24 protein-coding genes are annotated in these 24,560 nt (G+C 63.0%); 18 read left to right on the top strand and 6 right to left on the bottom strand.

Annotation, left to right across the window (positions count from 1 at the left end; translation table 11 throughout):
- Positions 1–22: 22 nt before the first annotated feature.
- From aroQ to ureC, 16 genes are all read left to right on the top strand, one after another.
- Entirely contained in the window at positions 23–466 is a 444-nt protein-coding gene (gene aroQ / locus AC56DI_RS17410) for a type II 3-dehydroquinate dehydratase (protein ID WP_324517225.1), read from the top strand.
- A 24-nt stretch (positions 467–490) separates the two neighbouring features.
- Positions 491–952 carry an acetyl-CoA carboxylase biotin carboxyl carrier protein gene (gene accB / locus AC56DI_RS17405; RefSeq protein WP_496347263.1) on the top strand — a complete coding sequence of 154 codons (462 nt, stop codon included), beginning with the start codon at positions 491–493 and terminating at the stop codon, positions 950–952.
- Between the two features lie 17 nt (positions 953–969).
- The gene (accC, locus tag AC56DI_RS17400; protein WP_324517223.1) at positions 970–2,319 is read left to right on the top strand and encodes an acetyl-CoA carboxylase biotin carboxylase subunit; all 1,350 of its coding nucleotides are present in this window, start codon (positions 970–972) and stop codon (positions 2,317–2,319) included.
- 263 nt (positions 2,320–2,582) lie between these two features.
- Complete coding sequence (gene prmA, locus AC56DI_RS17395; protein ID WP_496347262.1) at positions 2,583–3,461, top strand: 50S ribosomal protein L11 methyltransferase; 879 nt, start codon at positions 2,583–2,585, stop codon at positions 3,459–3,461.
- A 58-nt stretch (positions 3,462–3,519) separates the two neighbouring features.
- A complete protein-coding gene (locus tag AC56DI_RS17390) occupies positions 3,520–4,938 on the top strand; it encodes a DUF3426 domain-containing protein (RefSeq protein ID WP_496347261.1) in 1,419 nt (472 codons plus the stop codon).
- 168 nt (positions 4,939–5,106) lie between these two features.
- Positions 5,107–6,105 carry a tRNA dihydrouridine synthase DusB gene (gene dusB, locus AC56DI_RS17385; RefSeq protein ID WP_496347260.1) on the top strand — a complete coding sequence of 333 codons (999 nt, stop codon included), beginning with the start codon at positions 5,107–5,109 and terminating at the stop codon, positions 6,103–6,105.
- Positions 6,102–6,452 (top strand): DNA-binding transcriptional regulator Fis, encoded by a 351-nt coding sequence (gene fis, locus AC56DI_RS17380; protein ID WP_422589561.1) that lies wholly within the window; start codon positions 6,102–6,104, stop codon positions 6,450–6,452. The genes dusB and fis overlap by 4 nt, the downstream gene beginning before the upstream one ends.
- Before the next feature lie 84 nt (positions 6,453–6,536).
- On the top strand, positions 6,537–8,144 hold the full coding sequence (purH, locus tag AC56DI_RS17375) for a bifunctional phosphoribosylaminoimidazolecarboxamide formyltransferase/IMP cyclohydrolase (protein ID WP_496347259.1): 1,608 nt from the start codon (positions 6,537–6,539) through the stop codon (positions 8,142–8,144).
- Between the two features lie 215 nt (positions 8,145–8,359).
- A complete protein-coding gene (gene purD / locus AC56DI_RS17370) occupies positions 8,360–9,652 on the top strand; it encodes a phosphoribosylamine--glycine ligase (protein ID WP_496347258.1) in 1,293 nt (430 codons plus the stop codon).
- A 124-nt stretch (positions 9,653–9,776) separates the two neighbouring features.
- Positions 9,777–12,563 carry a hybrid sensor histidine kinase/response regulator gene (locus AC56DI_RS17365; RefSeq protein WP_496347257.1) on the top strand — a complete coding sequence of 929 codons (2,787 nt, stop codon included), beginning with the start codon at positions 9,777–9,779 and terminating at the stop codon, positions 12,561–12,563.
- A 29-nt stretch (positions 12,564–12,592) separates the two neighbouring features.
- Positions 12,593–13,189, top strand: a complete 597-nt coding sequence (locus AC56DI_RS17360; protein WP_496347256.1) for a MarC family protein — start codon at positions 12,593–12,595, stop codon at positions 13,187–13,189.
- Between the two features lie 182 nt (positions 13,190–13,371).
- Entirely contained in the window at positions 13,372–14,211 is an 840-nt protein-coding gene (locus tag AC56DI_RS17355; RefSeq protein WP_496347255.1) for an urease accessory protein UreD, read from the top strand.
- Positions 14,211–14,513: an urease subunit gamma gene (gene ureA, locus AC56DI_RS17350; protein ID WP_057397787.1), complete on the top strand. Its 303-nt coding sequence runs from the start codon at positions 14,211–14,213 to the stop codon at positions 14,511–14,513. Before AC56DI_RS17355 ends, ureA begins: the two co-directional genes overlap by 1 nt.
- 3 nt (positions 14,514–14,516) lie before the next feature.
- Positions 14,517–15,035 carry a GNAT family N-acetyltransferase gene (locus AC56DI_RS17345; protein WP_496347254.1) on the top strand — a complete coding sequence of 173 codons (519 nt, stop codon included), beginning with the start codon at positions 14,517–14,519 and terminating at the stop codon, positions 15,033–15,035.
- Positions 15,032–15,337 (top strand): urease subunit beta, encoded by a 306-nt coding sequence (locus tag AC56DI_RS17340; RefSeq protein WP_496347253.1) that lies wholly within the window; start codon positions 15,032–15,034, stop codon positions 15,335–15,337. Before AC56DI_RS17345 ends, AC56DI_RS17340 begins: the two co-directional genes overlap by 4 nt.
- Positions 15,337–17,037, top strand: a complete 1,701-nt coding sequence (ureC, locus tag AC56DI_RS17335; RefSeq protein ID WP_496347252.1) for an urease subunit alpha — start codon at positions 15,337–15,339, stop codon at positions 17,035–17,037. The genes AC56DI_RS17340 and ureC overlap by 1 nt, the downstream gene beginning before the upstream one ends.
- 51 nt (positions 17,038–17,088) lie before the next feature.
- Here ureC and AC56DI_RS17330 read toward each other — a convergent pair whose 3' ends face one another.
- From AC56DI_RS17330 to AC56DI_RS17320, 3 genes are all read right to left on the bottom strand, one after another.
- Complete coding sequence (locus AC56DI_RS17330; protein WP_496347251.1) at positions 17,089–17,733, bottom strand: hypothetical protein; 645 nt, start codon at positions 17,731–17,733, stop codon at positions 17,089–17,091.
- Position 17,734: 1 nt separating this feature from the next.
- Positions 17,735–19,033 carry an ammonium transporter gene (locus AC56DI_RS17325; protein ID WP_496347250.1) on the bottom strand — a complete coding sequence of 433 codons (1,299 nt, stop codon included), beginning with the start codon at positions 19,031–19,033 and terminating at the stop codon, positions 17,735–17,737.
- 109 nt (positions 19,034–19,142) lie between these two features.
- Entirely contained in the window at positions 19,143–20,015 is an 873-nt protein-coding gene (locus AC56DI_RS17320; RefSeq protein WP_496347249.1) for a DMT family transporter, read from the bottom strand.
- Positions 20,016–20,190: 175 nt separating this feature from the next.
- Between AC56DI_RS17320 and AC56DI_RS17315 the strand changes: the two genes are divergently transcribed.
- The gene (locus tag AC56DI_RS17315) at positions 20,191–20,661 is read left to right on the top strand and encodes a hypothetical protein (protein WP_496347248.1); all 471 of its coding nucleotides are present in this window, start codon (positions 20,191–20,193) and stop codon (positions 20,659–20,661) included.
- 1 nt (position 20,662) lies between these two features.
- On the opposite strand, the gene AC56DI_RS17310 is transcribed toward AC56DI_RS17315, so the two are convergent.
- The 3 genes from AC56DI_RS17310 to AC56DI_RS17300 all read right to left on the bottom strand — a co-directional run bounded on the left by AC56DI_RS17310 (position 20,663) and on the right by AC56DI_RS17300 (position 22,807).
- Positions 20,663–20,929 carry a DksA/TraR family C4-type zinc finger protein gene (locus tag AC56DI_RS17310; RefSeq protein ID WP_324517209.1) on the bottom strand — a complete coding sequence of 89 codons (267 nt, stop codon included), beginning with the start codon at positions 20,927–20,929 and terminating at the stop codon, positions 20,663–20,665.
- Between the two features lie 71 nt (positions 20,930–21,000).
- Positions 21,001–21,867, bottom strand: a complete 867-nt coding sequence (locus tag AC56DI_RS17305; protein WP_496347247.1) for an isocitrate lyase/PEP mutase family protein — start codon at positions 21,865–21,867, stop codon at positions 21,001–21,003.
- A gap of 181 nt (positions 21,868–22,048) precedes the next feature.
- Positions 22,049–22,807, bottom strand: a complete 759-nt coding sequence (locus AC56DI_RS17300; RefSeq protein ID WP_496347246.1) for a substrate-binding periplasmic protein — start codon at positions 22,805–22,807, stop codon at positions 22,049–22,051.
- A 283-nt stretch (positions 22,808–23,090) separates the two neighbouring features.
- Here AC56DI_RS17300 and AC56DI_RS17295 point away from each other — a divergent pair, with 283 nt between their 5' ends.
- Positions 23,091–24,356 carry an Hsp70 family protein gene (locus AC56DI_RS17295; RefSeq protein ID WP_422589573.1) on the top strand — a complete coding sequence of 422 codons (1,266 nt, stop codon included), beginning with the start codon at positions 23,091–23,093 and terminating at the stop codon, positions 24,354–24,356.
- Positions 24,357–24,560 lie beyond the last annotated feature (204 nt).

The raw sequence follows: 24,560 nt of genomic DNA, 5'->3' as shown, positions 1-24,560 counted from the left end.
CACGACCATAAAGGACATTCCCATGGCCACCCTACTGGTGCTCCACGGCCCCAACCTGAATCTGTTGGGCACCCGCGAGCCAGGCGTCTACGGCGCCACCACCTTGGAACAGATCAACCTCGACCTGGAGCGCCGTGCTCGCGAAGCCGGCCACCACCTGCAGTACCTGCAGAGCAATGCCGAGTACGAGCTGATCGAGCGAATTCACGCCGCGCGCAACGAAGGCGTCGACTTTATCCTGATCAATCCTGCCGCTTTTACCCATACCAGCGTCGCATTACGTGACGCATTGCTGGCGGTGAGCATCCCATTCATCGAAGTGCACCTCTCCAACGTGCACAAACGCGAAGCTTTCCGTCATCACTCCTACTTCTCCGATGTGGCTGTGGGAGTGATCTGCGGTCTGGGTGCCACCGGCTATCGCCTGGCCCTGGACGCGGCAATCGAACAACTTGAACGCCCCTGACCTCACTTTGGGAGTCGCTGCTGAATGGATATCCGTAAAGTTAAAAAACTGATCGAACTGCTGGAAGAATCTGGCATCGATGAACTTGAAATCCGCGAAGGCGAAGAGTCTGTGCGCATCAGCCGCCACAGCAAGCAGCCCGCCTACGCCCAGCCGATGTACGCACCGGCCATGGCACCGGCTCCGGCCGCTGCACCTGTGGCCGCGGCTGCACCCGTCGCTGCCGCTGAAGCTGCAGCACCGAAGCTGAACGGCACCGTGGCCCGCTCGCCAATGGTCGGCACCTTCTACCGCACCCCGGCACCGACTTCGCCTGCCTTTGTCGAAATCGGCCAGAGCGTGAAGAAGGGCGACATCCTTTGCATCGTTGAAGCGATGAAAATGATGAACCACATCGAGGCCGAAACCAGTGGCGTGATCGAATCCATCCTGGTGGAAAACGGTCAGCCGGTGGAATACGACCAACCGCTGTTCACCATCGTTTGAACCGCGGAGTGCCTGCAATGCTGCAAAAAGTCCTGATCGCCAACCGCGGCGAAATTGCCCTGCGCATCGTTCGCGCCTGCAAGGAAATGGGCATCAAGACCGTCGCGGTGTACTCCACCGCCGACCGTGAATTGATGCACCTGGGCCTGGCAGACGAAACCGTGTGCATCGGCCCGGCGTCAGCTGCCCAGTCGTACCTGCACATCCCGGCGATCATCGCTGCGGCCGAAGTGACCGGCGCCACCGCCATTCACCCTGGCTATGGCTTCCTCGCCGAGAACGCCGACTTCGCCGAACAGGTGGAGAAATCCGGCTTCGCCTTTATCGGCCCGACCGCCGACACCATTCGCCTGATGGGCGACAAGGTGTCTGCCAAGCACGCCATGATCGCCGCCGGCGTACCGACCGTACCCGGCTCCGACGGCCCGTTGCCAGAAGACGAAGAAACCGCCCTGGCCATCGGCCGTGAAGTCGGCTATCCGGTGATCATCAAAGCCGCTGGCGGCGGCGGTGGTCGCGGCATGCGCGTGGTGCACAACGAAGAAGACCTGATCAAGTCGGCCAAGCTGACCCGCACCGAAGCCGGTGCAGCGTTTGGCAACCCGATGGTCTACCTGGAAAAATTCCTCACCAACCCGCGCCACGTGGAAGTCCAGGTGCTGTCGGACGGTCAGGGCCACGCCATTCACCTCGGCGACCGCGATTGCTCGCTGCAGCGCCGGCACCAGAAGGTGTTGGAAGAAGCGCCAGCACCGGGCATCGACGAGAAAGCCCGCGCTGAAGTGCAGGCCCGCTGCGTCAAAGCCTGCATCGACATCGGCTACCGTGGCGCCGGCACCTTCGAGTTCCTCTACGAGAACGGGCATTTCTACTTTATTGAAATGAACACCCGCGTACAGGTCGAACACCCGGTTTCCGAGATGGTCACCGGCATCGACATCGTCAAGGAAATGCTCAGCATTGCCGCCGGCAACAAGTTGTCCTTCACCCAGGACGACGTGGTCATCCGCGGTCATGCCCTGGAATGCCGGATCAACGCCGAAGACCCGTCGACCTTTATGCCGAGCCCCGGCAAGGTCAAGCACTTCCATGCCCCTGGCGGTAATGGCGTGCGGGTCGACTCGCACCTGTACAGCGGCTACAGCGTACCGCCGAACTATGACTCGCTGATCGGCAAGCTGATCACCTACGGGGCAACCCGTGACGAGGCCATGGCACGCATGCGCAACGCCCTGGAGGAAATCGTCGTCGACGGGATCAAAACCAACATCCCGCTGCACCGCGATTTGGTCCGCGACAAGGGCTTCTGCAAAGGCGGCGTGAATATCCATTATCTGGAAAAGAAACTGGGTATGGATAAGCACTAAGCCGCCATGACCTGCTGCGCGTCGGCGATACAGCGTCAAAAACAGCCTCGGAATGCTCATTTACAGACGTAAACTCCGCTTCCTCGGCTGTTTTTTCCTTGTCTCGCTCTAGCTCGCGAGGTCATTGATCAAGCTTTCTACAAGGGCTGCCATTGGGCAGCCCTTGTCGTTTCCGGCCCGCCACCGGTGGCAGGCAACCCCTGGCTTCAAGTAAGCTGCGCGCCAATTTGCGCCATCACGCCACCGTGTTCACGAGGTTTCCCATGCCCTGGTTACAAGTCCGTCTCGCCATCACCCCAGAGCAGGCGGAAACCTACGAAGACGCGCTGCTGGAAGTCGGCGCCGTGTCGGTGACCTTTATGGACGCCGAAGACCAGCCGATTTTCGAGCCAGACCTGGGCACGACCCCGCTGTGGTCGCACACCCACCTGCTCGCGCTGTTCGAGGCCGATACCGATGCCGACGCAGTGTTCGCCCACCTGCAACTGCTGACCGGCGCCGAACTGCCAGAGCGCCATGCTGAAGTCATTGCCGACCAGGACTGGGAACGCAGTTGGATGGACAACTTCCAGCCGATGCGTTTCGGCCAGCGCCTGTGGATCGTGCCGAGCTGGCATGCCGCGCCGGAACCGGACGCCGTCAACCTGCTGCTCGACCCAGGCCTGGCCTTCGGCACCGGCACCCACCCAACCACCGCCCTGTGCCTGGAATGGCTGGACGGCCAGGACCTGCAGGACTGCAACGTGCTGGACTTCGGCTGCGGCTCGGGGATTCTGGCCATCGCGGCCCTGCTGCTCGGCGCCAAACAGGCGGTCGGCACCGACATCGACTACCAGGCCATCGAGGCCTCGCGCGACAACGCCGAACGCAACGGCATCGACGCCAGCCGCTTCCCGCTCTACCTGCCGGAACAACTGCCAGCCGAGCAGGCTGACGTGGTGGTCGCCAATATTCTCGCAGGCCCACTGGTGGCTTTGGCCCCGCAGATCACCAGCCTGGTCAAGCCGGGCGGCCGCCTGGCACTGTCGGGCATCCTCGCCGAACAGGGTGAAGACGTGGCCGCGGCCTACGCCGACGCTTTCGACCTTGATCCGCTGTGCATCCGTGATGGCTGGGTACGCATCAGCGGCCGTCGGCACTGATGCTCGCAGGGCATACAGCTTGCGTTAGACTAACGCCTCGTTTTGCACGGACCGCCGCATGACCGACAGCTTCGTCACCCAATGCCCCCATTGCCGCACCAGCTTCCGCGTCAGTCGCGCGCAGCTGAGCGCCGCCCATGGCGCGGTTCGTTGCGGAGCCTGTCTGCATGTGTTCAATGCTGGCCAGCAGCTGCTTAGCCAACTGCCGCAGCAGGTGCGCACGAGCGCCCCAAGCCAACCGCCAGCACCACGTCCGACGCCGACCAGCGCTCAGCCAGCTGCACCTGCACCTGCACCTGCACCTGCACCTGCGGCAAGCGCGCCCACACCCACTGAACAAGCAACACCGGCCGGCAAACAGCCGAGCAAAACCCTGTGGATTCACGACGACTTGGATCTGGACAGCATCGACCTCGATGACGCACTGGCCAAACTGGAAGAGCAGGAACAACAGCTGTCCCAGGACTTCCTGGCCATTGCCCGCGCCCCGGACCCGACCGAACGCTTTCTAAACTCTCGCGAACCGGCCAAGGCCTACGACGAAGATTGGGCCGAAAGCCTGCTGCGCAACGACAGCAACGCCGCACGCCCCGCCCCACCGGAGAGCCGCGCAACCGTTCGCAGTGAAGTGAACACTGCACCGACGCCCATCGTCGAACCCGCCAGCGCCGCACCAGTAGAGCCCGCCGCCGCACCGAGTACGCCAGCACGCAGCGAACCGACCCTGAACCTCAACAGTTTCCAGGTCGAAAGCTACACCCCGAGCACAGAGCCGGAGCCCCTGCACGCCGAACGTGACGAACCGCCACTCAGCGCCATCGAGGCGGAGGACGACGAGCACGAGCGTGACGAGCTGCAAGAGCCGGCAGAACAACAGAGCATCAGCGACAGCGACTACCGCAGCCCGCGCAACGAGCCGGGCCTGCGCGACGAAGGCCTGCTGCACCTGGAGCAGGAACCGCTGCAACTGGACTGGCAACAACCGGCGAAAAAGCCCTGGGGCCGAACCCTTGGCTGGCTGGCGCTGAACCTGTTTGGCCTGCTGGCGCTTGGCGCCCAGTACACCAACTACCACTTCGACGAACTGGCACGCCAGGATCAGTACCGCCCCTGGTTTGAGCAACTGTGCCCAGAGCTCGGCTGCAAACTGCCGTCCAAGGTGGAAATCAGCCTGATCAAGAGCAGCAACCTGGTGGTGCGCAGCCACCCGGATTTTGCCGGTGCGCTGATCGTCGACGCCATCCTGTACAACCGCGCGCCCTTCTCCCAGCCCTTCCCGCTGCTGGAGCTGCGCTTCGCTGACATGAACGGCCAACTGCTCGCCAGCCGCCGCTTCAAACCCAGCGAATACCTCGCCGGCGAACTCGCTGGTCAGGCCGAAATGCCGCCGCAAACCCCAATCCACATCGCCCTGGACATCCTCGACCCGGGCACCAAGGCCGTGAACTACAGCCTCAGCTTCCACTCCCCGGAATAAGTCGCAGGCGCTGTAATAGCGGCGCCTACAGGCCAAACCAAACCCTTCGCGATAAGCCCTGCACTGTTCATAATTTGTTCAAAACAGCCTTTATCCGGACATCTAGAGCGGGTATCATGCCCACCCTTTTTCGCACTCATCCGATCCAGCCAACTGCAGGGAAGACCCATGTCGGCGGTACGCATCGGCCCGTATACATTGCCCAATCAGCTGATTCTCGCGCCCATGGCCGGGGTCACTGACCAGCCTTTTCGTCAGCTGTGCCGACGCCTGGGCGCCGGCCTGGTGGTCTCGGAAATGGTCACCAGCGATGTCAGCTTGTGGAACACGCGCAAATCCAGCCTGCGCATGATCCATAGCGGCGACGCCGAGCCACGCTCGGTGCAGATCGCAGGTTCAGACCCGCAGATGCTGGCCGAAGCCGCCCGGCGCAATGTCGAGATGGGTGCACAGATTATCGACATCAACATGGGCTGCCCGGCCAAAAAGGTCTGCAACAAGGCCGCCGGCTCCGCGTTGATGAAGGACGAACAGTTGGTCAGCGCGATTCTGCAGGCGGTAGTCGCCGCCGTGGATGTGCCGGTGACCCTAAAGATCCGCACCGGCTGGGACCGGGCGAACAAGAACGGCCTGACCGTGGCGAAAATCGCCGAACAGAGCGGCATCAGCGCCCTGGCCGTGCATGGCCGCACACGCGCTGACCTGTACACCGGCGAGGCCGAGTACGACACCATCGCCGCGATCAAGCAGGCCGTAACACTGCCGGTGTTCGCCAATGGCGACATCGACTCGCCGCAAAAAGCCCGGCAGGTACTCGACGCCACCGGCGCCGATGGCTTGTTGATCGGCCGCGCGGCACAGGGCCGACCGTGGATTTTCCGCGAGATCGATCATTACCTGGCGACGGGCACGCAACTGCCAGCGCCGAGTTTGCTGGAAGTAGAAGGCATTTTGCTGGAGCACCTGGCCGCCCTGCACGCCTTCTATGGCGACGTGATGGGCGTGCGCATTGCGCGCAAGCATGTCGGCTGGTACCTCGCCACCCTGCCGGGCGCCAGGGAGTTTCGCGCCCAGTTCAACCGGTTGGAGTCCACGGACGCACAGTGCGCCAACGTTCGACAGTTTTTCATCGAGCGGCATAACGAAAAACAAGGAGTGGCCGCATGACAACCATGACCGAGCATTTTCCTGAGCTGAATGGCTTTCAGGTAGCAACCTTTGATGGGGCAACAGCGGTGAGTGACAACGTTAATCTGAAGCAGCACCTCAACACCCCAAGCGCCGAAGGCCAGACCTTGCGCGGCAATGTGGAGCGGGCACTGCACAACTACTTCACCCGCCTGGAAGGTGCCGACGTCACCGACGTCTACAACCTGGTGCTGTCCGAAGTCGAGGCACCGCTGCTGGAAACCGTGATGAATTACGTCAAGGGCAACCAGACCAAGGCCTCCGAACTGCTCGGCCTGAATCGCGGCACCCTGCGCAAGAAGCTCAAACAGTACGACCTGCTGTAACCCGAGAATGTGATGGAAAAGGCCGGCGCGCGATGCGTCGGCCTTTTTGCTGATAAATCCTTTGACCGCCTGATGGAAACCACCATGACCGACCAGACCACTCGCCTCCCTGTCCGCCGCGCCCTGATCAGCGTCTCCGACAAGACCGGCATCCTTGAGTTCGCCCGCGAACTGGTAAACCTCGGCGTGGAAATCCTCTCCACCGGCGGCACCTTCAAGCTGCTGCAGGACAACGGCGTACCCGCGGTCGAAGTGGCCGACTACACCGGCTTCGCAGAAATGATGGACGGCCGGGTGAAAACCCTGCACCCGAAAATCCACGGCGGCATCCTTGGTCGCCGCGGCATCGACGACGGCATCATGAGCGAGCACGGCATCAAGCCGATCGACCTGGTGGCGGTCAACCTCTACCCGTTCGCCGCCACCGTAGCCAAGCCAGGCTGCACCCTGCCGGACGCCATCGAGAACATCGACATCGGCGGCCCGACCATGGTCCGCTCCGCCGCCAAGAACCACAAAGACGTGGCCATCGTGGTTAACGCGGGTGACTACAGCGACGTACTGGCCAGCCTGCAAGCCGGCGGCCTGACCTACGCCGAGCGCTTCGCCCTGATGCTCAAGGCCTTCGAGCACACCGCCGCCTACGACGGCATGATCGCCAACTACCTGGGCACCATCGACCAAGCGGCAGCAACCCTGTCCACTGAAGCCCGCGGCACCTTCCCGCAGACTTTCAACAGCCAGTTCATCAAGGCTCAGGAAATGCGTTACGGCGAGAACCCACACCAGAGCGCGGCGTTCTACGTGGAAGCACAAAAAGGCGAGGCCAGCATTTCCACTGCCGTGCAACTGCAGGGCAAAGAGCTGTCGTTCAACAACGTGGCTGACACCGATGCTGCCCTTGAGTGTGTGAAGAGCTTCGTCAAGCCGGCCTGCGTGATCGTCAAGCACGCCAACCCGTGCGGCGTGGCCGTGGCCCTGGACAGCGAAGGCGGCATTCGCCAAGCCTACGAACTGGCCTACGCCACCGACACCGAATCGGCCTTCGGCGGCATCATCGCCTTCAACCGCGAGCTGGACGCCGCCACCGCTCAGGCGATCGTCGACCGTCAGTTCGTCGAAGTGATCATCGCGCCGAAAATCAGTGCTAAAGCGCGCGCTGTCGTCGCGGCCAAAGCCAACGTGCGCCTGCTTGAATGTGGCGAGTGGGCCGCCGAGCGCAGCGCCGGTTGGGACTTCAAACGCGTCAACGGCGGCCTGCTGGTGCAGAGCCGCGACATCGCCATGATCACCGCCTCCGACCTGAAAGTGGTGACCAAGCGCGCACCGAGCGAACAGGAAATCCATGACCTGATCTTCGCCTGGAAAGTGGCCAAGTTCGTCAAATCCAACGCCATCGTCTACGCCAAGGGCCGTCAGACCATCGGCGTCGGCGCCGGCCAGATGAGCCGCGTCAACTCCGCCCGTATCGCCGCCATCAAAGCCGAACACGCGGGCCTGCAAGTGGCCGGCTCGGTAATGGCATCGGATGCCTTCTTCCCGTTCCGCGATGGTCTGGATAACGCTGCTGCCAACGGCATCACCGCCGTGATCCAGCCGGGTGGTTCGATGCGCGACGCCGAAGTCATCGCCGCCGCCGATGAAGCCAATATCGCCATGGTGTTCACCGGCATGCGTCATTTTAGGCATTAATGCCGGCCGCACTGAAACCGGCATCTGCTGTGTTGCCTAGGGTTCCGCCAATGCTCATTGCCAGACGGCAACTCCGCTTGTCGAAACCCTAGGCGCCTTGCATCTACCAGCTTCATTGCGACCTCGTTTTTGCGGTGCCAATTTTTTTGTAGGGTGGATAACGCTTCGCTTATCCACCAAAAGGGCCAAGGCCCAGCCTCCCCAAGGAGACCAACATGAACGTATTGATCATCGGCAGCGGCGGACGTGAACACGCCCTGGCCTGGAAAGTGGCGCAAGACCCGCGCGTCGCCAAAGTTTTCGTCGCCCCCGGCAACGCCGGCACCGCCACTGAAGCCAAGTGCGAGAACGTCGCCATCGACGTGCTGGCCATTGAGCAGCTGGCTGATTTTGCTGAGAAGAACGTGCAGCTGACCATCGTCGGCCCGGAAGCGCCGCTGGTGAAAGGCGTGGTTGACCTGTTCCGCGCCCGCAAGCTGGACATCTTCGGCCCTACCGCCGCTGCCGCTCAGCTGGAAGGCTCCAAGGCCTTCACCAAGGACTTCCTGGCGCGCCAGAACATCCCCACCGCCGACTACCAGAACTTCACCGAAGTCGAGCCGGCCCTGGCCTACCTGCAAAAGGTCGGCGCGCCTATCGTGGTCAAGGCCGACGGCCTGGCTGCCGGTAAAGGCGTGATCGTCGCCATGACCCTGCAGGAAGCCGAAGACGCCGTGCGCGACATGCTCGCCGGCAATGCCTTCGGTGAAGCCGGTTCGCGCGTGGTGATCGAAGAATTCCTCGACGGCGAAGAAGCCAGCTTTATCGTCATGGTAGACGGCGAGAACGTGCTGCCGATGGCCACCAGCCAGGACCACAAGCGCGTTGGCGATGCCGATACCGGCCCGAACACCGGTGGTATGGGCGCCTACTCGCCAGCTCCAGTGGTCACCGCCGAGGTGCACCAGCGCGTGATGGACGAAGTGATCTACCCGACCGTGCGTGGCATGGCGGCCGAAGGCAACGTCTACACCGGCTTCCTCTACGCCGGGCTGATGATCGACAAGGCCGGCAAGCCGAAAGTCATCGAGTTCAACTGCCGCTTCGGCGATCCGGAAACCCAGCCGATCATGGTCCGTCTGGAAAGCTCCCTGGTGCTGCTGGTGGAGGCCGCCCTGGCCAAGGCGCTGGACAAGGTCGAAGCCACCTGGGACCCGCGCCCGACCGTGGGCGTGGTGCTGGCGGCCGGCGGCTACCCGGCCGACTACGCCAAGGGTGACGTAATCGAAGGCCTGGATGCCGCCGCCGAGCTGGACGGCAAAGTATTCCATGCCGGTACGGCGCTGAACGCTGCCGGTGAAGTGGTCACCGCAGGCGGCCGCGTGCTCTGCGCCACGGCCATCGGCCGCACCGTAGAAGAAGCCCAGCAACAGGCTTACCGCCTGGCCGAAAAAGTGCGCTGGAATGGCCGTTTCTACCGCAACGACATCGGCTATCGCGCCATCGCCCGCGAACGCGGCGAGGACTGATTCGCCGTTTCACGCCGCTGCGACCCAAGGTCGTGTATCTGACCGGATACATGACCTTTTGCGGATTACGGCCAGGCCGTTGTCTGGCTATAATCGGGCCACTACTTTCGAAGGGATTTCGCCCGTGCCGCGGCTCAGGATTGCCATAGGACTCTGCGTCAGCCTACTGCTGACGCTGCTCGGCCCGCTTAGCGCCCAGGCGCAAGAAGGCGGCTGGAGCCTGCTACTCGACCCTCATGCCGAGCTGCAGATCGACGATATTCGTCGCCCCGAACAGCGCGAGCTGTTTACTCCCCTGACACTCGACCAGCTCTACACCCCCGGCGCCAACACGGCCACCTGGCTGCACATGCGCCTGGCACCCAGCCAGCAGCAACAAATGCTGCGCATATTCTCGCCGTTTCTCGACTACCTCGACCTGTATCTGTGGCAGAACGACCAGCTGCTGAGCCACACCCGCACAGGCAACAAACTGCCCTTGAGCAGCCGCCCCCTGCCCAGCCGCGACTTCCTCCTGCCACTGCCAGCCAGCGAGCAACCCATTGATCTGTATCTGCGTCTGAACTCAGAACAAGCACTGCGCCCAGATATCAGCCTGCACACCACCACCGCCCTGGCCGCTGACGACAGCAGCGCCATCCTGTTTGGTGCCCTGCTCGGCGGCCTGGTGATGCTGGTGCTCTACAACCTGGTGCGCTTCGCCTATGTGCGCACCCCCAGTTCCCTGTGGCTGGCCGCCACGGAACTGTCGATCCTGTTCGCCGCCCTGACCCTGCAGGGCATCAGCGCCCCCTGGCTAGGTGCCTGGCAAGCTGCGCAATCGACCATTCTCAACCTGGCCATTCTGTTTAGCATGCTCTGCACCCTGGGCTTTACCGCCAGCTTCTTCCGCCAGGTCTGCCCGACCACGCCACTGGGCAAGCTGCTGCTGGGGGAAATGCTGTTGATCGGCCTAACCGCCGCCTTGCTGATGGCCACCACCGACTTGCAGTTCAACCAGTTGGTCTATGTGCTGACTGCCATCAGCGCCCTGGGCATCCTGTTGATCGCCTTCTACCACTGGCGCCATGGCTATCGCCCCGCACGCCTGTTCACCCTGGCCCTGCTGGTGTTCTGCGTAACCTTCTGCGGCGCGTTGCCGGTGTATCTCGGTTACTGGCAGGTGCGTTCGGAGTGGCTGACCTATACCGTGCTGGCCGCGGCCACCCTCTGCGGTTTTTTGCTCAGCATGGCCCTCAGCGAACGTCAGCGGCGTATCGTCCAGGACGACTTCAGCGCCAGCCGCAACCTCGCCACCAGCCACGCCGAGCTGAAAGCCAAGGCCGAGTTCCTGGCCAAGATCAGCCACGAAATCCGCACCCCGATGAACGGCGTGCTGGGCATGACCGAGCTGCTATTGGGCACCCCACTGTCGACCAAGCAACGCGACTATGTGGAAACCATCCACAGCTCCGGCAACGAACTGCTCACGCTGATCAACGAAATTCTCGACATCTCCAAACTCGAATCCGGGCAAATCGAGCTGGACGACGTGCAGTTCGACCTTAACGCCCTGATCGAAGACTGCCTGGCGATCTTCCGCGCCAAGGCCGAACAGCAAAAGGTCGAGCTCATCAGCTTTATCCAGCCGCAGGTACCGCGCGTGATCAGCGGCGATCCCACACGCTTGCGCCAAGCCCTGCTGAGCCTGCTGGACAACGCTTTCAAGCAGACCGAAGAAGGCGAAATCCTACTGGTGGCGGCCCTCGACGGCAGCGGCCCGACCCCACGCCTGCGTATTGCCGTGCAGGACAGCGGCCAACCCCTGCGGGCCGACGAGCGTGAGGCGCTGCTGACCACTGAGCTGCGCAGCAAGGACTTCCTCGACAGCAATAAGCTCGGTGGCCGCCTCGGCCTGATTATCGCCCGTCAGTTGGTGCGCCTGATGGCCGGCGAGTTTGGTGTGCAGAGTGGCAACCAGCAGGGCAACACCCTGTGGCTGAGCCTGCCGTTGGACAGCGAGCGCCTGCAGCAACCTGGCAGCGCCCTCGACCAGCAATTGCAGGATGCCCGCGTGCTGGTGGTGGATGACAACGACACCTGCCGCAAAGTGCTGCAACAGCAATGCACCAGTTGGGGCATGAGCGTCACCACCGCGCCGTCAGGCAAAGAAGCCCTGGCCCTGCTGCGCACCAAGGCCAACCTGCGCGAATACTTCGATGTGGTCCTGCTCGACCAGGACATGCCCGGCATGACCGGCATGCAGCTGGCCGCCAAGATCAAGGAAGACCCCAGCCTCAACCACGACATTCTGATCATCATGCTCACCGGCATCAGCAATGCGCCGAGCAAGATCATCGCCCGCAATGCCGGGATCAAGCGCATCCTGGCCAAGCCAGTGGCCGGCTATACGCTGAAAACCACCCTCGCCGACGAGCTCAGCCAGCGCAAACAGGGCGTCACCAGCAGCAGCCTGATGTACAGCACGCAGCCGCTGCCGGCGCAGCTCCCCAGCGACTTCCGCATCCTCGTGGCCGAAGACAACAGCATCTCCACCAAAGTCATCCGCGGCATGCTCAACAAGCTCAACCTCACCCCGGATACCGCCAGCAACGGCGAGCAGGCCCTGCGCGCCATGCAGGCACAGCATTACGACCTGGTGCTGATGGACTGCGAAATGCCGGTGCTCGACGGTTTTACCGCCACCCAGATGCTGCGCGAGTGGGAAGCCCGCGAACAGCAGCCGCGCACCCCAGTGGTGGCCCTGACCGCGCATATCATGTCCGAGCACAAGGAGCGCGCCCGCCAAGTGGGCATGGACGGCCACGTGGCCAAGCCGGTAGAACTGTCGCAGTTGCGCGAGCTGATCGAACATTGGGTGGCCGAGCGTGATCGCCACAACACGTTAGAACCGGACCAAGCGCCGAGCTGACCCACACCCCTCGACCAAGAGCACCGTCCATGCTGCCCACGATGTTCAGCCTGTACCTGAAGATGCTGGTGCTCTACAGCCCGTTCTTCGTGCTGTCGTGTTTTATCAGCCTGACCCGCGGCTACACGGTCAAGGAGCGCAAGCGCCTGGCCTGGAAGGTGGCCATCGGCACCCTGATTTCCAGCGTCCTGCTGTACCTGTTCGGCCAGAGCATCTTCGACGTGTTCGGCATCACCGTTGACGCCTTCCGCATTGGTGCCGGCTCGGTGCTGTTTATCTCGGCCCTGGGCATGGCGCAGGGCAAGCCGGCGGTGCAAGCCGACAACTTGCAGCAGGACGTCACCATTGTGCCGCTGACCATTCCGCTCACGGTCGGCCCCGGCACCATCGGCGCCCTGCTGGTGATGGGCGTCAGCCAACCGCACTGGGACGACAAACTGCCGGCCCTGCTCGGCATCCTCGCCGCCAGCATTACCGTGGGGCTGGTGCTGTACCTCTCCGACCTGTTCGAACGCCTGCTCGGTGATCAGGGTTTGCAAATCGTCAGCCGCCTGATGGGCCTGTTCGTCTGCGCCCTGGCCGCGCAGATCATCTTCACCGGGGTGAAGAATTACCTGGGCCTGTAAACGCCCCATCCTGATGCATCGCGCCCATATTGCTGCACCACGATGCACGCGCACGCCTCAATCTGGTTCATGGACGCCGCAATCGGCGGGCTACGGCGTCTGCTGCACACGGCTTTAGGGGTTCTGGCACGCTTTGCGCAATAAGCCGGTACACCTTCTGGCCCACCCCACGGTCAAGCACCATGAATGCACCCGTCCCCGTCACCCTGTTCACCCCCAGCTGGCATGCCGAGCTGGAGCTGGGCTATGGCCGTGACGGCGAGACCACGCGCCCCACGTTGCGCCGCCACAAAGGCCCGCTGCGGGTGCAGAAGCACCTGTACGGCGAAGGTCCCGAGGTGTGCCAGCACATCATCGTCCACCCCCCAGGCGGGATTGCCGGCGGTGATCGTCTGGACATTGCCGCCACGGTGGGTGCCAACGCCTGGGCGCAACTGACCAGCCCCGGCGCAGCCAAGTGGTACCGCGCCAAAGGCCCCGCCTATCAGCGGCTTGAGCTCAAGGTCGGCGCCGGCGCCACCCTGGAATGGCTGCCCCAGGAAACCATCGTCTATTGCGGCGCCCAGGCCGAGCTCAGCACTTGCATTGAGCTCGAAGGCGACGCCCGCCTGTGCTACTGGGACATGGTCGCCCTCGGTCGCCCGGCCAGTGGCGAGCGCTTCAACACGGGGCATTTCCAGGCGCATCTGGATATCCGCCGCGACGGGCAGCTGCTCTGGCACGAGCGCCAGCGCATCCGCGGCGACGACGGCCTGCTCGACTCGCCCATCGGCCTGGCCGGGCAACCGGTGTTCGCCACGTTGCTGATCAGCGGCGAGATCGACGCCGATCTACTCGAACGTTGCCGCATGATTCCCAGCCTGGTACGCGGCGATCTAAGCCAACTGCCAGGCCTGCTGGTGGCCCGCTGCCTGGCCAGCGAAGCGCTGCATGCCCGCGCCTGGCTGATCGACCTTTGGCGCCTGCTGCGCCCTGTATTGCTCGGGCGCGCCGCCGTGCCCCCACGAATCTGGAGTACCTGATGGATCTCACCCCCCGCGAAAAAGACAAGCTGTTGATCTTCACCGCCGGCCTGGTGGCCGAGCGGCGCCTGGCCCGCGGGGTCAAGCTCAACTACCCGGAAGCCATGGCCTACATCAGCGCCGCCCTGCTCGAAGGTGCCCGCGACGGCCAGACCGTGGCCGAGCTGATGCATTTCGGCACGACCCTACTGACCCGCGAGCAGGTGATGGAAGGCATCCCGGAAATGATCCCGGAAATCCAGGTCGAGGCCACTTTCCCGGACGGCACCAAGTTGGTCACCGTCCATCAACCGATCGCGTGAGCCATGAGCATTTCGATTCGCGACGCCCGCGACAACGACCTGGAAGCCATCCGCACCATCTTCAACGACGCCGTGCTTAACACCACGGCGATCTGGATGGATGCCACCGTCGATTTGGCCAACCGCCAAGCCTGGCTGGCCGAACGTCGCCAGCAGGGTTATCCGGTACTGGTGGCGGTGGATGCCGATGACAACCTGCTCGGCTATGCCGCCTATGGCGACTGGCGGCCTTTCGACGGTTTCTGCAACACCGTCGAAAACTCGCTGTACATAAGCGCGGAGCAACGCGGCCGTGGCCTTGGCGTACGGCTGCTCGGCGCACTAATCGAGCGTGCCCGGGCAGACGGCAAACACGTGATGGTCGCCGCCATCGAGAGCGGCAACGCCGCCTCCATCGGCCTGCACCAGCGTTTTGGCTTCGCCATCACCGGGCAGATGCCCCAAGTCGGGCGCAAATTCGGCCGCTGGCTGGACCTGACCTTTATGCAATTGATCCTTACCCCCGAGCGGAGTGCGCCATGATCCCCGGCGAATACCTGATCCAAGACGGCGAAATCGAACTCAACGCCGGCCGTCGCACCTTGAGCATCACCGTAGCCAATAGCGGCGACCGGCCGATCCAGGTCGGATCGCATTTTCACTTCTTCGAAACCAATGACGCGCTCAGCTTCGATCGCGCAGCCGCGCGCGGTATGCGCCTGAATATCGCCGCTGGCACCGCCGTACGCTTCGAGCCGGGCCAATCGCGCCAAGTCGAACTGGTAGACCTCGCTGGCGAGCGCCGTGTGTTTGGCTTTGCCGGTCGTATCATGGGAGCGCTGTGATGAAGATTTCCCGTCAAGCCTACGCCGACATGTTCGGCCCCACCGTCGGCGACAAGGTGCGTCTGGCCGATACCAACCTGTGGATCGAGGTCGAAAAGGACTTCACCACCTACGGCGACGAGGTGAAGTTCGGCGGCGGCAAGGTCATCCGCGACGGCATGGGCCAGAGCCAGCTGTGCGCGGCGGATGTAGTCGACACGGTGATCACCAACGCGCTGATCATCGACCACTGGGGCATTGTCAAAGCCGACGTCGGCTTGAAAGGCGGGCGCATCGCCGCGATCGGCAAAGCCGGTAACCCGGACATCCAGCCGAACGTCACCATCGCCATCGGCGGTGCCACCGAAGTGATCGCCGGCGAGGGCATGATCCTCACCGCCGGCGGCGTCGACACCCATATCCACTTCATCTGCCCGCAGCAGATCGAAGAAGCCCTGATGAGCGGCACCACCACCATGATCGGCGGCGGCACGGGGCCGGCCACCGGCACCTACGCCACCACGGTCACGCCAGGGCCGTGGCATATGGCGATGATGCTCAAGGCCGCCGATGCCTTCCCGATGAACATTGGCTTTACCGGCAAGGGCAACGTCTCACTGCCGGAGCCGTTGATCGAGCAGGTCAAGGCCGGCGCCATTGGCTTAAAGCTGCACGAAGACTGGGGCACCACTCCGGCGGCCATCGACAACTGCCTGAGCGTGGCCGATGAGTACGATGTACAAGTGGCGATCCACACCGACACCCTGAATGAATCCGGTTTCGTCGAAACCACCCTGGGCGCCTTCAAAGGCCGCACCATCCACACCTACCACACCGAAGGTGCCGGCGGCGGCCATGCGCCGGACATCATCAAGGCCTGCGGCTTCCCTAACGTGCTGCCCAGCTCGACCAACCCGACCCGGCCGTTCACCAAGAACACCATCGACGAACACCTGGACATGCTGATGGTCTGCCATCACCTCGATCCGAGCATCGCCGAGGACGTGGCCTTTGCAGAAAGCCGGATCCGCCGCGAGACTATCGCTGCCGAAGACATCCTCCATGACCTCGGTGCGTTCAGCATGATCAGCTCCGACAGCCAGGCCATGGGCCGCGTTGGCGAAGTGATTACCCGCACCTGGCAGACCGCCGACAAGATGAAGCAGCAGCGCGGCGCTCTGCCAGAAGACGGGCCAGGCAACGACAACTTCCGGGTCAAACGTTACATCGCCAAGTACACCATAAACCCGGCGATCACCCACGGCATCAGCCACGAAGTGGGCTCCATCGAAGTGGGCAAGTTTGCCGATCTGGTGCTGTGGCGCCCGGCGTTCTTCGGCGTAAAGCCGACACTGATCCTCAAGGGGGGCGCGATTGCCGCCAGCCTGATGGGCGATGCCAACGCCTCGATCCCAACGCCACAACCGGTGCACTACCGGCCGATGTTCGGCAGCTACGCTGGCATGCTGCACGCCACCAGCCTGACCTTTATCAGCCAGGCCGCCTTCGACGCCGGGGTGCCAGAGCAACTGGGTTTGCAGAAGAAGATTGGCGTGGTCAAGGGCTGCCGTACCGTGCAGAAGAGCGACCTGATCCACAACGACTACCTGCCCGATATCGAAGTTGATCCGCAGACCTATCAGGTCAAGGCCGATGGCCAACTGCTCTGGTGCGAACCGGCCGATGTGCTGCCGCTGGCGCAGCGCTACTTCCTGTTCTGAAGTGACCTCGCCGTCTTGCCCGAGGCTCGACGGCGAGGGCTTGGTACAGCGCTATAACAGCTTCTGCGGCGCCAACGGCAGTTGCAGCAGTTCGACCTGCTGCACCGCACGCGTCAGCAATTGATCAGCCTTGACCGGCCCCAGGTACTCGCACAGGCCGATATACAGCAGGCTTAAGAGTTTGCGCAGCTGCTGCAGATCGAGGCCAATGCGCGCCAAGGTGCCGCCACGCTCGAGCCAGCCACGCAGACGCAAGCGCAGCTCGGTGTCCATGCCCATGTCATTCAGGTTGGCCGCCGCAAAGCGCCGCAGAGAAATCACCTGCGACTCGCTCAACCCGGCAAACAGCGCATCGCTGAGGGCCTCGAAGGTCTGCCGGGCCTGCGCATCCGGACCGCTGACTTCGACGGCTTTGGCGCCAGCACCTTTACGCCAGGCTTCCAGCTGCGCCGCAGGGTCCGGCAACAGCGCCGAACTGGGGCCACTCATCACGCTGATCAACTCGCGGTACAGCAGTGCGCGCTCCAGCTTGCGCCCGCAACGCTTGGCCACCTCGCCGAGAAACTCATTCAGGGCAAAGGATGGTTTGTCTGCGTAGTTGGCCTCCCACAGCGACAGCATCGGCAACAGTTCATCTTCAGTCAGATAACTGGCGAGGCCGGTATAGATCGCACGTCGGCGTGTACTCAGACTCATCTCAAGCCCTCCTACCCAGCTCGCTGGCATCAAAGGTCACACTCTGGCCAAACTCGGGATAACCCACTTCCGCGTGCTCAGAGAAGTCCAGCCCACGCTGTTCGTGCTGCACAGGCACACGCAAGCCAATGGTTTTGGCCATCAGCAAGTACATCATCAATGCCAGTGGAAACACCCAGAGAAAGGCGGCGGCCACACCGAGCAACTGGATCAGCACCCGTGAGCCATCAAACAGATCACCGCTATAAAACAAGCCGGCCGCCAGCGTGCCCCAGACGCCGGCAAAACCATGCACCGGCACCGCGCCCACCACATCATCAAGACGCAGGGCCTCCATCAGGCGCATGCCGTATATCACCAGAAAACCGGCAACTAGACCGGTGAGCAAGGCAAACGCCGGCGCCATGGTGGCGCAGCCCGCCGTGATGCCGACCAGCCCACCCAAGGCACCATTGACGGTACTGGTAAGCAGGATCGGACTGGAACTGCTGCGCAGCGCCAGGACCGCCCCGAGCGCGCCGGCCGCCGCTGCCAGATGGGTGTTCAGAGCAATCAGGCCCAGGCTGACATCGACCTTCAAGGTGCTGCCGGCATTGAAGCCAAACCAGCCGACCCAAAGGATAAAAGCCCCCAAGGTCACCAGGCTGAGGTTATGCCCAGGGATCGAACGCGGCGTACCATCCGGAGCAAAGCGACCCAGGCGCGGGCCCAGCACCAAAATGCCCGCCAATGCACACCAGGCCCCCACACCATGCACCACGGTGGAGCCGGCAAAGTCGATAAACCCCAGCTTCGCCAACCAGCCCTGGCCGCCATAAGCGCCACCCCAGGCCCAGCTGCCGAAGACCGGATAAATGAAACCGCAGATCAGCAACGCACCCATCAGGTAAGCACCGTAACGCGTGCGCTCGGCCATGGCGCCGCTGGCGATGGTTGCTGCCGTGGCCGCGAACATCATCTGAAACAGCAGGAAGGTGAAGTCCCAGGGCTCGCCGCTGTAGGGCGCAAAATGGCTCATGCCATACCAGCCCGTAAGGTTGGCGCCAAACATCAGGCCAAAGCCCACCAGCCAGAACATGATGCTGCCGACGCAGCCGTCCATGAAGTTTTTCATCATCACGTTGACGGCATTCTTGGCCCGCGACATGCCGCTCTCCAGCAGGGCGAAACCCGCCTGCATAAAGAACACCAGGGCACTGGCGAGCACGACCCAGGCGGTATTGATCGCCTCATCAGTGGCCGCGTGGGCCAATGGCGCAACGCCCAACAGGACCAACAACAGCAGAAGATGCTTGTTCATACGGCGCCCCATCATTGAGTGATGAGGAGACATAGCAACTCTTACGCCAACACCGGAAATACGCCTGCATGCGTCCGCAGCAGACCGGCCACCCGACTCTCGCCAGCCGCTAGCTGTTGGCCGTCGCGCGGTGTTGGCTCCAGGCCAGGGCGAAGCCACTGAGGATGATCACCGCCATGCCGAGAATCGCCCAGAGATCCGGCGTGTGGTCGAAGAACAGCATGCCCAGCACGGTCGCGGTGACGATTTGCACATAGGTGAACGGCGCCAGGCTGGCGGCGCTACCGAAGCGGTAGGCATGGGTCAGCAGCATGTGCCCGGTCATGGCGGTGGCGCCCAGGGTCGCCATCAGCAGGCCATCCACCAGGGTTGGCGTCTGCCAGAACCAGGGCAGCAGCACGCTCACGCTCAGGGTGCCGACCAGGGCGGAGAGAAAGTTGCTGGTGGCTGGGTGGTCGGTGCTGCTCAGGCGCCGGGTCAGGAGCTGATACAGGCCAAAGCAGAACGCCGCGCCCAAGGGCAACAGGATCGCCGGAGTAAACAACGCGCCACCAGGGCGCACGATCAGCAATACGCCGAGCAGACCAACGCCCACTGACAGCCACAGGCCGCGACTGATGTGCTCTTTCAGCCAGGTGGCCGACAGCACAATAACCACCAGCGGCGCGAGAAAGATCACCGCCGTGGCCTCACCCAAGGGGATAAAGCGCAGCGCGCTGTAGAACAGCAAGGTGATGGCCACCAGGCTCAGGCCACGCACCAACTGCAACCATGGCCGCTGGGTGCGCAGCAGGTTAAGGCCCATGCGTGGTGCAAACAGGGCGAGCATCAGCACGCTCTGCGACAGGTAGCGCAGCCATACCACCAACAACAGGGGGTACACCGCCGTAAGCGACTTCGACAAAGCATCCTGGCTGGCCAGCAACAACCCGGCAGCCAGAATCAGCAGGATGCCCAAGGTGGGCTGATGACGCGTTGGCACGGACAGGTACCCAACTCATAGTTAGCAGACTAACAATACTAACGACGACGCCAGCGCCTGACCAGCCAGTCAAGACCGCTGACCGCGGACACATCCTTGATATACGACAATCCGCAGCAGCCTTGCGCGACTAGACTGAAAAGTCTCAGCCCATACGCGTTGGAGGATCTTCAGCATGACCAGCCCCAAGTACCTTTGCCTCCTGACCGCTGCCCTGCTGTTGGCGGGATTACCACTGGCCCATGGCGAAACCCTGGTGCCGCTGCAGGGCCAGACCCAACAGCAGATCCAGGCGGACATTGCCGCCTGCCAGAGCAGCGCAAGCAGTACAGCCAGCAGCACCACGAGCAGCAGCGGCGGTGAGCGCTTACGTGGCGCAGCCAAGGGCGCCGTGGCCGGAGCGGCAGCGGCCGAGGTGCGCGGGCAACGACACGACGGCGCCTATGACAAGGTGAATGACGATATCAAACAGGAGTACCGCCAGGAGCAGGCCCGCGACACGGCCAAGGTCGGCGTAGTGGTCGGCGACTCACAGCAGCGCCAGAGCCGGCGCGAAGAGCGGCGCAATGGCGACTCGGCCACCAGCAGCTCGTCGGCGAACTACCAGAGCTGCATGAGCAGCCGCGGCTACTCGATCACCCCGTAACTCAGCGCAGCTGGCTGTCCTTACTACCGCGGCGGTTGTAACCGGCGCTCACGGACTGCTGCTGGTCCAACTGCGCCTGGCAGCTGACGCACAAACGTACACCGCGGATCGCCACACGCCGCGCCTCGGGGATGGGCGCCTCGCACTCGGCGCAATGACTCAGGCTTTCGCCCGTCGGCAGCTGACTGCGAGCGCGCTGGATGGCGTCCTCAATGCTGCTGTCGATCTGCTCCTGCACCGCCCCGTCACTGGCCCAACCACCAGCCATGCCGTTCTCCCACTGAATGCCTGTGAAGGCTCAGGTATGGGCGCATCGACGACCTTTTACAAGCCTGGTACTTACTCTTGCACGTCCATAAATTCCCGCGCCCAGACGAAGTAGTCCTCGGGCTGGGTGTACTTGTGCGCCAGCTCCGAGGCGCTTAAATCATTGCCGCAAGCCAGCTGGCGCTGCTGGCGCAGGCAGTCGTAGGTGGCCTTGATCGCGGCAAAATAAGCCGCATGGCCGTCGACCACGATGCGCACGCCGAGGCTGGCCAGGCGCGCATCGTCGCGCAGCGCCGGATTGCCGTAACTCACCAACATCAAGGGCACCCGCAGATGAACAGCAATCTGTTCCAAGTGCTCGAAGTCGCGCACACCCACCAGGCAGATGGCATCGGCACCGGCCTGCTGATAGGCGCTGGTGCGCTCAATCACCTGCTCGACCGCCAACACGCCGGCATGGGTGCGGGCGATGATCGCCAGCTCACTGTCGACCCGCGCCTCCAGCGCCGCGCGCAGCTTGCCGACGCCCTCGTCGACGCCAATTAGGTCGGTGGATTTGCGCCCGAACTGGGCTGGCAACAGGGTGTCTTCCAGGGTCAGGGCGGCGACGCCAGAACGTTCCAGCTCGACCACGCAGCGCATCACATTGAGGGCATTGCCATAGCCATGGTCGGCATCAGCAATCACCGGCAACTGGGCGACACGACCGATGCGCGTGGCCTGCTCGACGAACTCGCTGAGGCTGATCAGGGCAAAGTCCGGCGCAGCCAAGACCTGCAAGGAGGCGACCGAGCCACCGAGAATGCCGACTTCGAAACCGAGGTCAGAGGCGATGCGCGCCGACATGGGGTCGAACACCGAGGCGGTGTGATAGCAGCAAGTGCCACTGAACAACGCGCGCAGATCAAGGCGGAGCTGATGGTGTGAGATTCGGGACATGGGCGATTCCAGCAACATGGGAGCTAAGGTGAGTCGTCCGTTTGCCCTGGCAAGACACATACCAAAGACCTATTGCCAGCGCTGGCGCGCTGTTGCAGGCAGTCGACGCCTGCAGAAACGGCGGGTTCACGCCAGCCCAGTCGTTGGAGTGGCGACGTGCCGCCACTACCTGAGCCTGTTGCTAGCGATCCGCCAACGGCACAGTCTCGACCCGCACTGCATCCGGCAAGGGCCGGCCGGGAAACCAGCGTTCGTGGATGCGGGCAAAACTGCCATCAGCGCGCATCGCCTGCAGACTGTCCTGCCAGCGGTTGACGATGGCCGCATCGGTCTGCAGAGAGAACGCCAGGTACGACTGATTCTGCATAAAGCACAGCTGACGCTTCACCGCGCTCGCCTCCATGCCGTGCTGAGCCAGCATCTGCGGCAAGGCCACGTCGCTGGCAACCAGCAGGTTGATGCGCTGGTTCTGGAACATGGTCATCATCTTTTCCGGAGTGGTGACCGTAAAGATGTTGTTCAGCCCCTGGCTGCTCAGGTACTCGTGGCTGTACCACTGGCGCGGCACGGCCAGGCGGCCATCGCGAGCCGCATCGGCCAGGTTGTTGATGCGCAAGGGCGAGTCTTGGTGCGAGTAAAAACAGGTGCGCGCCTGCACCAGCGGCCCAACCCACTGGAACAACGCTTCACGCGTGGCACCACGGGCAGTGGCAAACAGCCCGACATTGGCCTGGCTCTTGGCTAGGTTATAACCGCGGGTCCAGGGCGCTAGTTCGATGCGCGCGCTATCACCACTGCGAGCCAACAACGCCTGCACCACTTCGACCACGAACCCCGCCGGCTGGCCATCCTGGCTGTAATTCAGCGGCGGATTCTCTTCGGTGTACAGCCGCAAGTCAGCCGCCTGCAGGCGCAGCACCTGCCACGCGCAGACAGACAAAAGCAAACATCTTTGCATTCTCATTGAAGACTCCCGTGCCTGGGCTGTTACCGCTCCGTTACGGCACTCTAGACGCAGTCTAGCCGGGGCATGACCCAAACGAACGAAGGGCTGAAGGCGCCTGGTCGGCGCCGCAGAGCGGCAACTGACGAACGGTGATCCGGGCCACGACAGCCGCCCAACCCGATACCTCGACTGCGCATATAACAAACGACAATTGGCCAAGCACCCGGCGACGCTCTCGCATACACTGCGCGGCCGTTTTTTCCGGAACACTCGTCGTATGAGTCTCGACCTTCCCGCCAATGCCCTGGGCATCGATTTCGGCACGTCCAACTCCACCGTCGGCTGGCTGCGCCCCGGAGCGCCGACCCTGCTGCCCCTGGAAGAAGGCAAGATCACCCTGCCGTCAGTGCTGTTCTTCAACTACGAAGAACGCCACTCGGTGTTCGGCCGCCTGGCCCTGCACGAGTACCTGGAAGGCTACGAAGGCCGGCTGATGCGCTCGCTGAAAAGCCTGCTGGGCTCCAAGCTGCTGAAAAGCGAAACCACCGTGCTCGGCAGCGCCGTCCCCTTCAAGCAGATCCTTGGCCTGTTTATCGCCGAGTTGAAGCAGCGCGCCGAGGTGATTGCCGAGCGGCCGTTCGAGCAGGTGGTGCTGGGCCGCCCGGTGTTCTTCGTCGACGATGACGAGAAGGCCGACAAAGAAGCCGCCGACACCCTCGAAGGCGTGGCCAAGAGCATCGGTTTCAAGGACGTGTCGTTCCAGTACGAACCCATCGCTGCAGCCTTCGACTACGAAAGCACCATCAGCAAGGAAGAACTGGTGCTGATCGTCGACATCGGCGGCGGCACCTCGGACTTCTCGCTGATCCGCCTGGCGCCCGAGCGGCACATGGTCGCCGAACGCCATGACGACATCCTCGCCACCGGCGGCGTGCACATCGGCGGTACCGACTTCGACAAACAGCTCAGCCTGCAAGCGGTGATGCCGCTGTTCGGCTACGGCAGCCGAATGAAAAGCGACGCGCCGATGCCCACCAGCGTGCACCTCAACCTGGCCACCTGGCACACCATCAACGCGGTGTACGCACAAAAATCCCAGCTGGCGCTGAAGAGCATGCGCTACGACATCCTCGACCCGACCGGCATCGACCGCCTGTTCAAGCTGATCGAACAGCGCGCCGGGCACTGGCTGGCCATGCAGGTTGAAGACAGCAAGATCGCCCTCAGCGAAACCGAACGCCTGCACCTGTCCCTGGAGCGCATCGAGGCGGAGCTGGGTGTCGAACTGACCCGCGCCGGCTTCAACGCCGCCATCGGCAATCTGCTGGAGCGCGTACGTGGCAGCGTTACCCAACTGCTGGGCAACGCCGGGGTCAGCGTCGAGCAGGTCGACACGGTGTTTTTCACCGGCGGCTCCAGTGGAATCCCGGCCCTGCGCCAGCAGATCGCCGCCCTGCTGCCCAATGCGCGGCATGTGGAAGGCAATGTGTTCGGCAGCATCGGCAGCGGCCTGGCGATTGAAGCGAAGAAGCGCTATGGCTAGTGCCCTTTGCTGACGAGGCATCCATTAGCTTTTGCATGCTCAGCGCCTACTGGTTTCGCCCTTACGGCGAGTTACTTTCTCTTTGCTTGCGCGAAAGAGAAAGTAACCAAAGAGAAAGCGCACCCGACATCCGGGTTTCGCTGCGCGAAACTTCCCTCGCTACGGCACTGTTCCGAGGGTCGTCACGGTGGGCCATCCCTGGCC

It is taken from the genome of Pseudomonas sp. BGA-UO-ETr-WB11 (assembly GCF_059567785.1).
The sequence above is the reverse complement of the archived record's forward strand: the minus strand, read 5'-3'. Positions and strand labels throughout refer to the sequence as shown.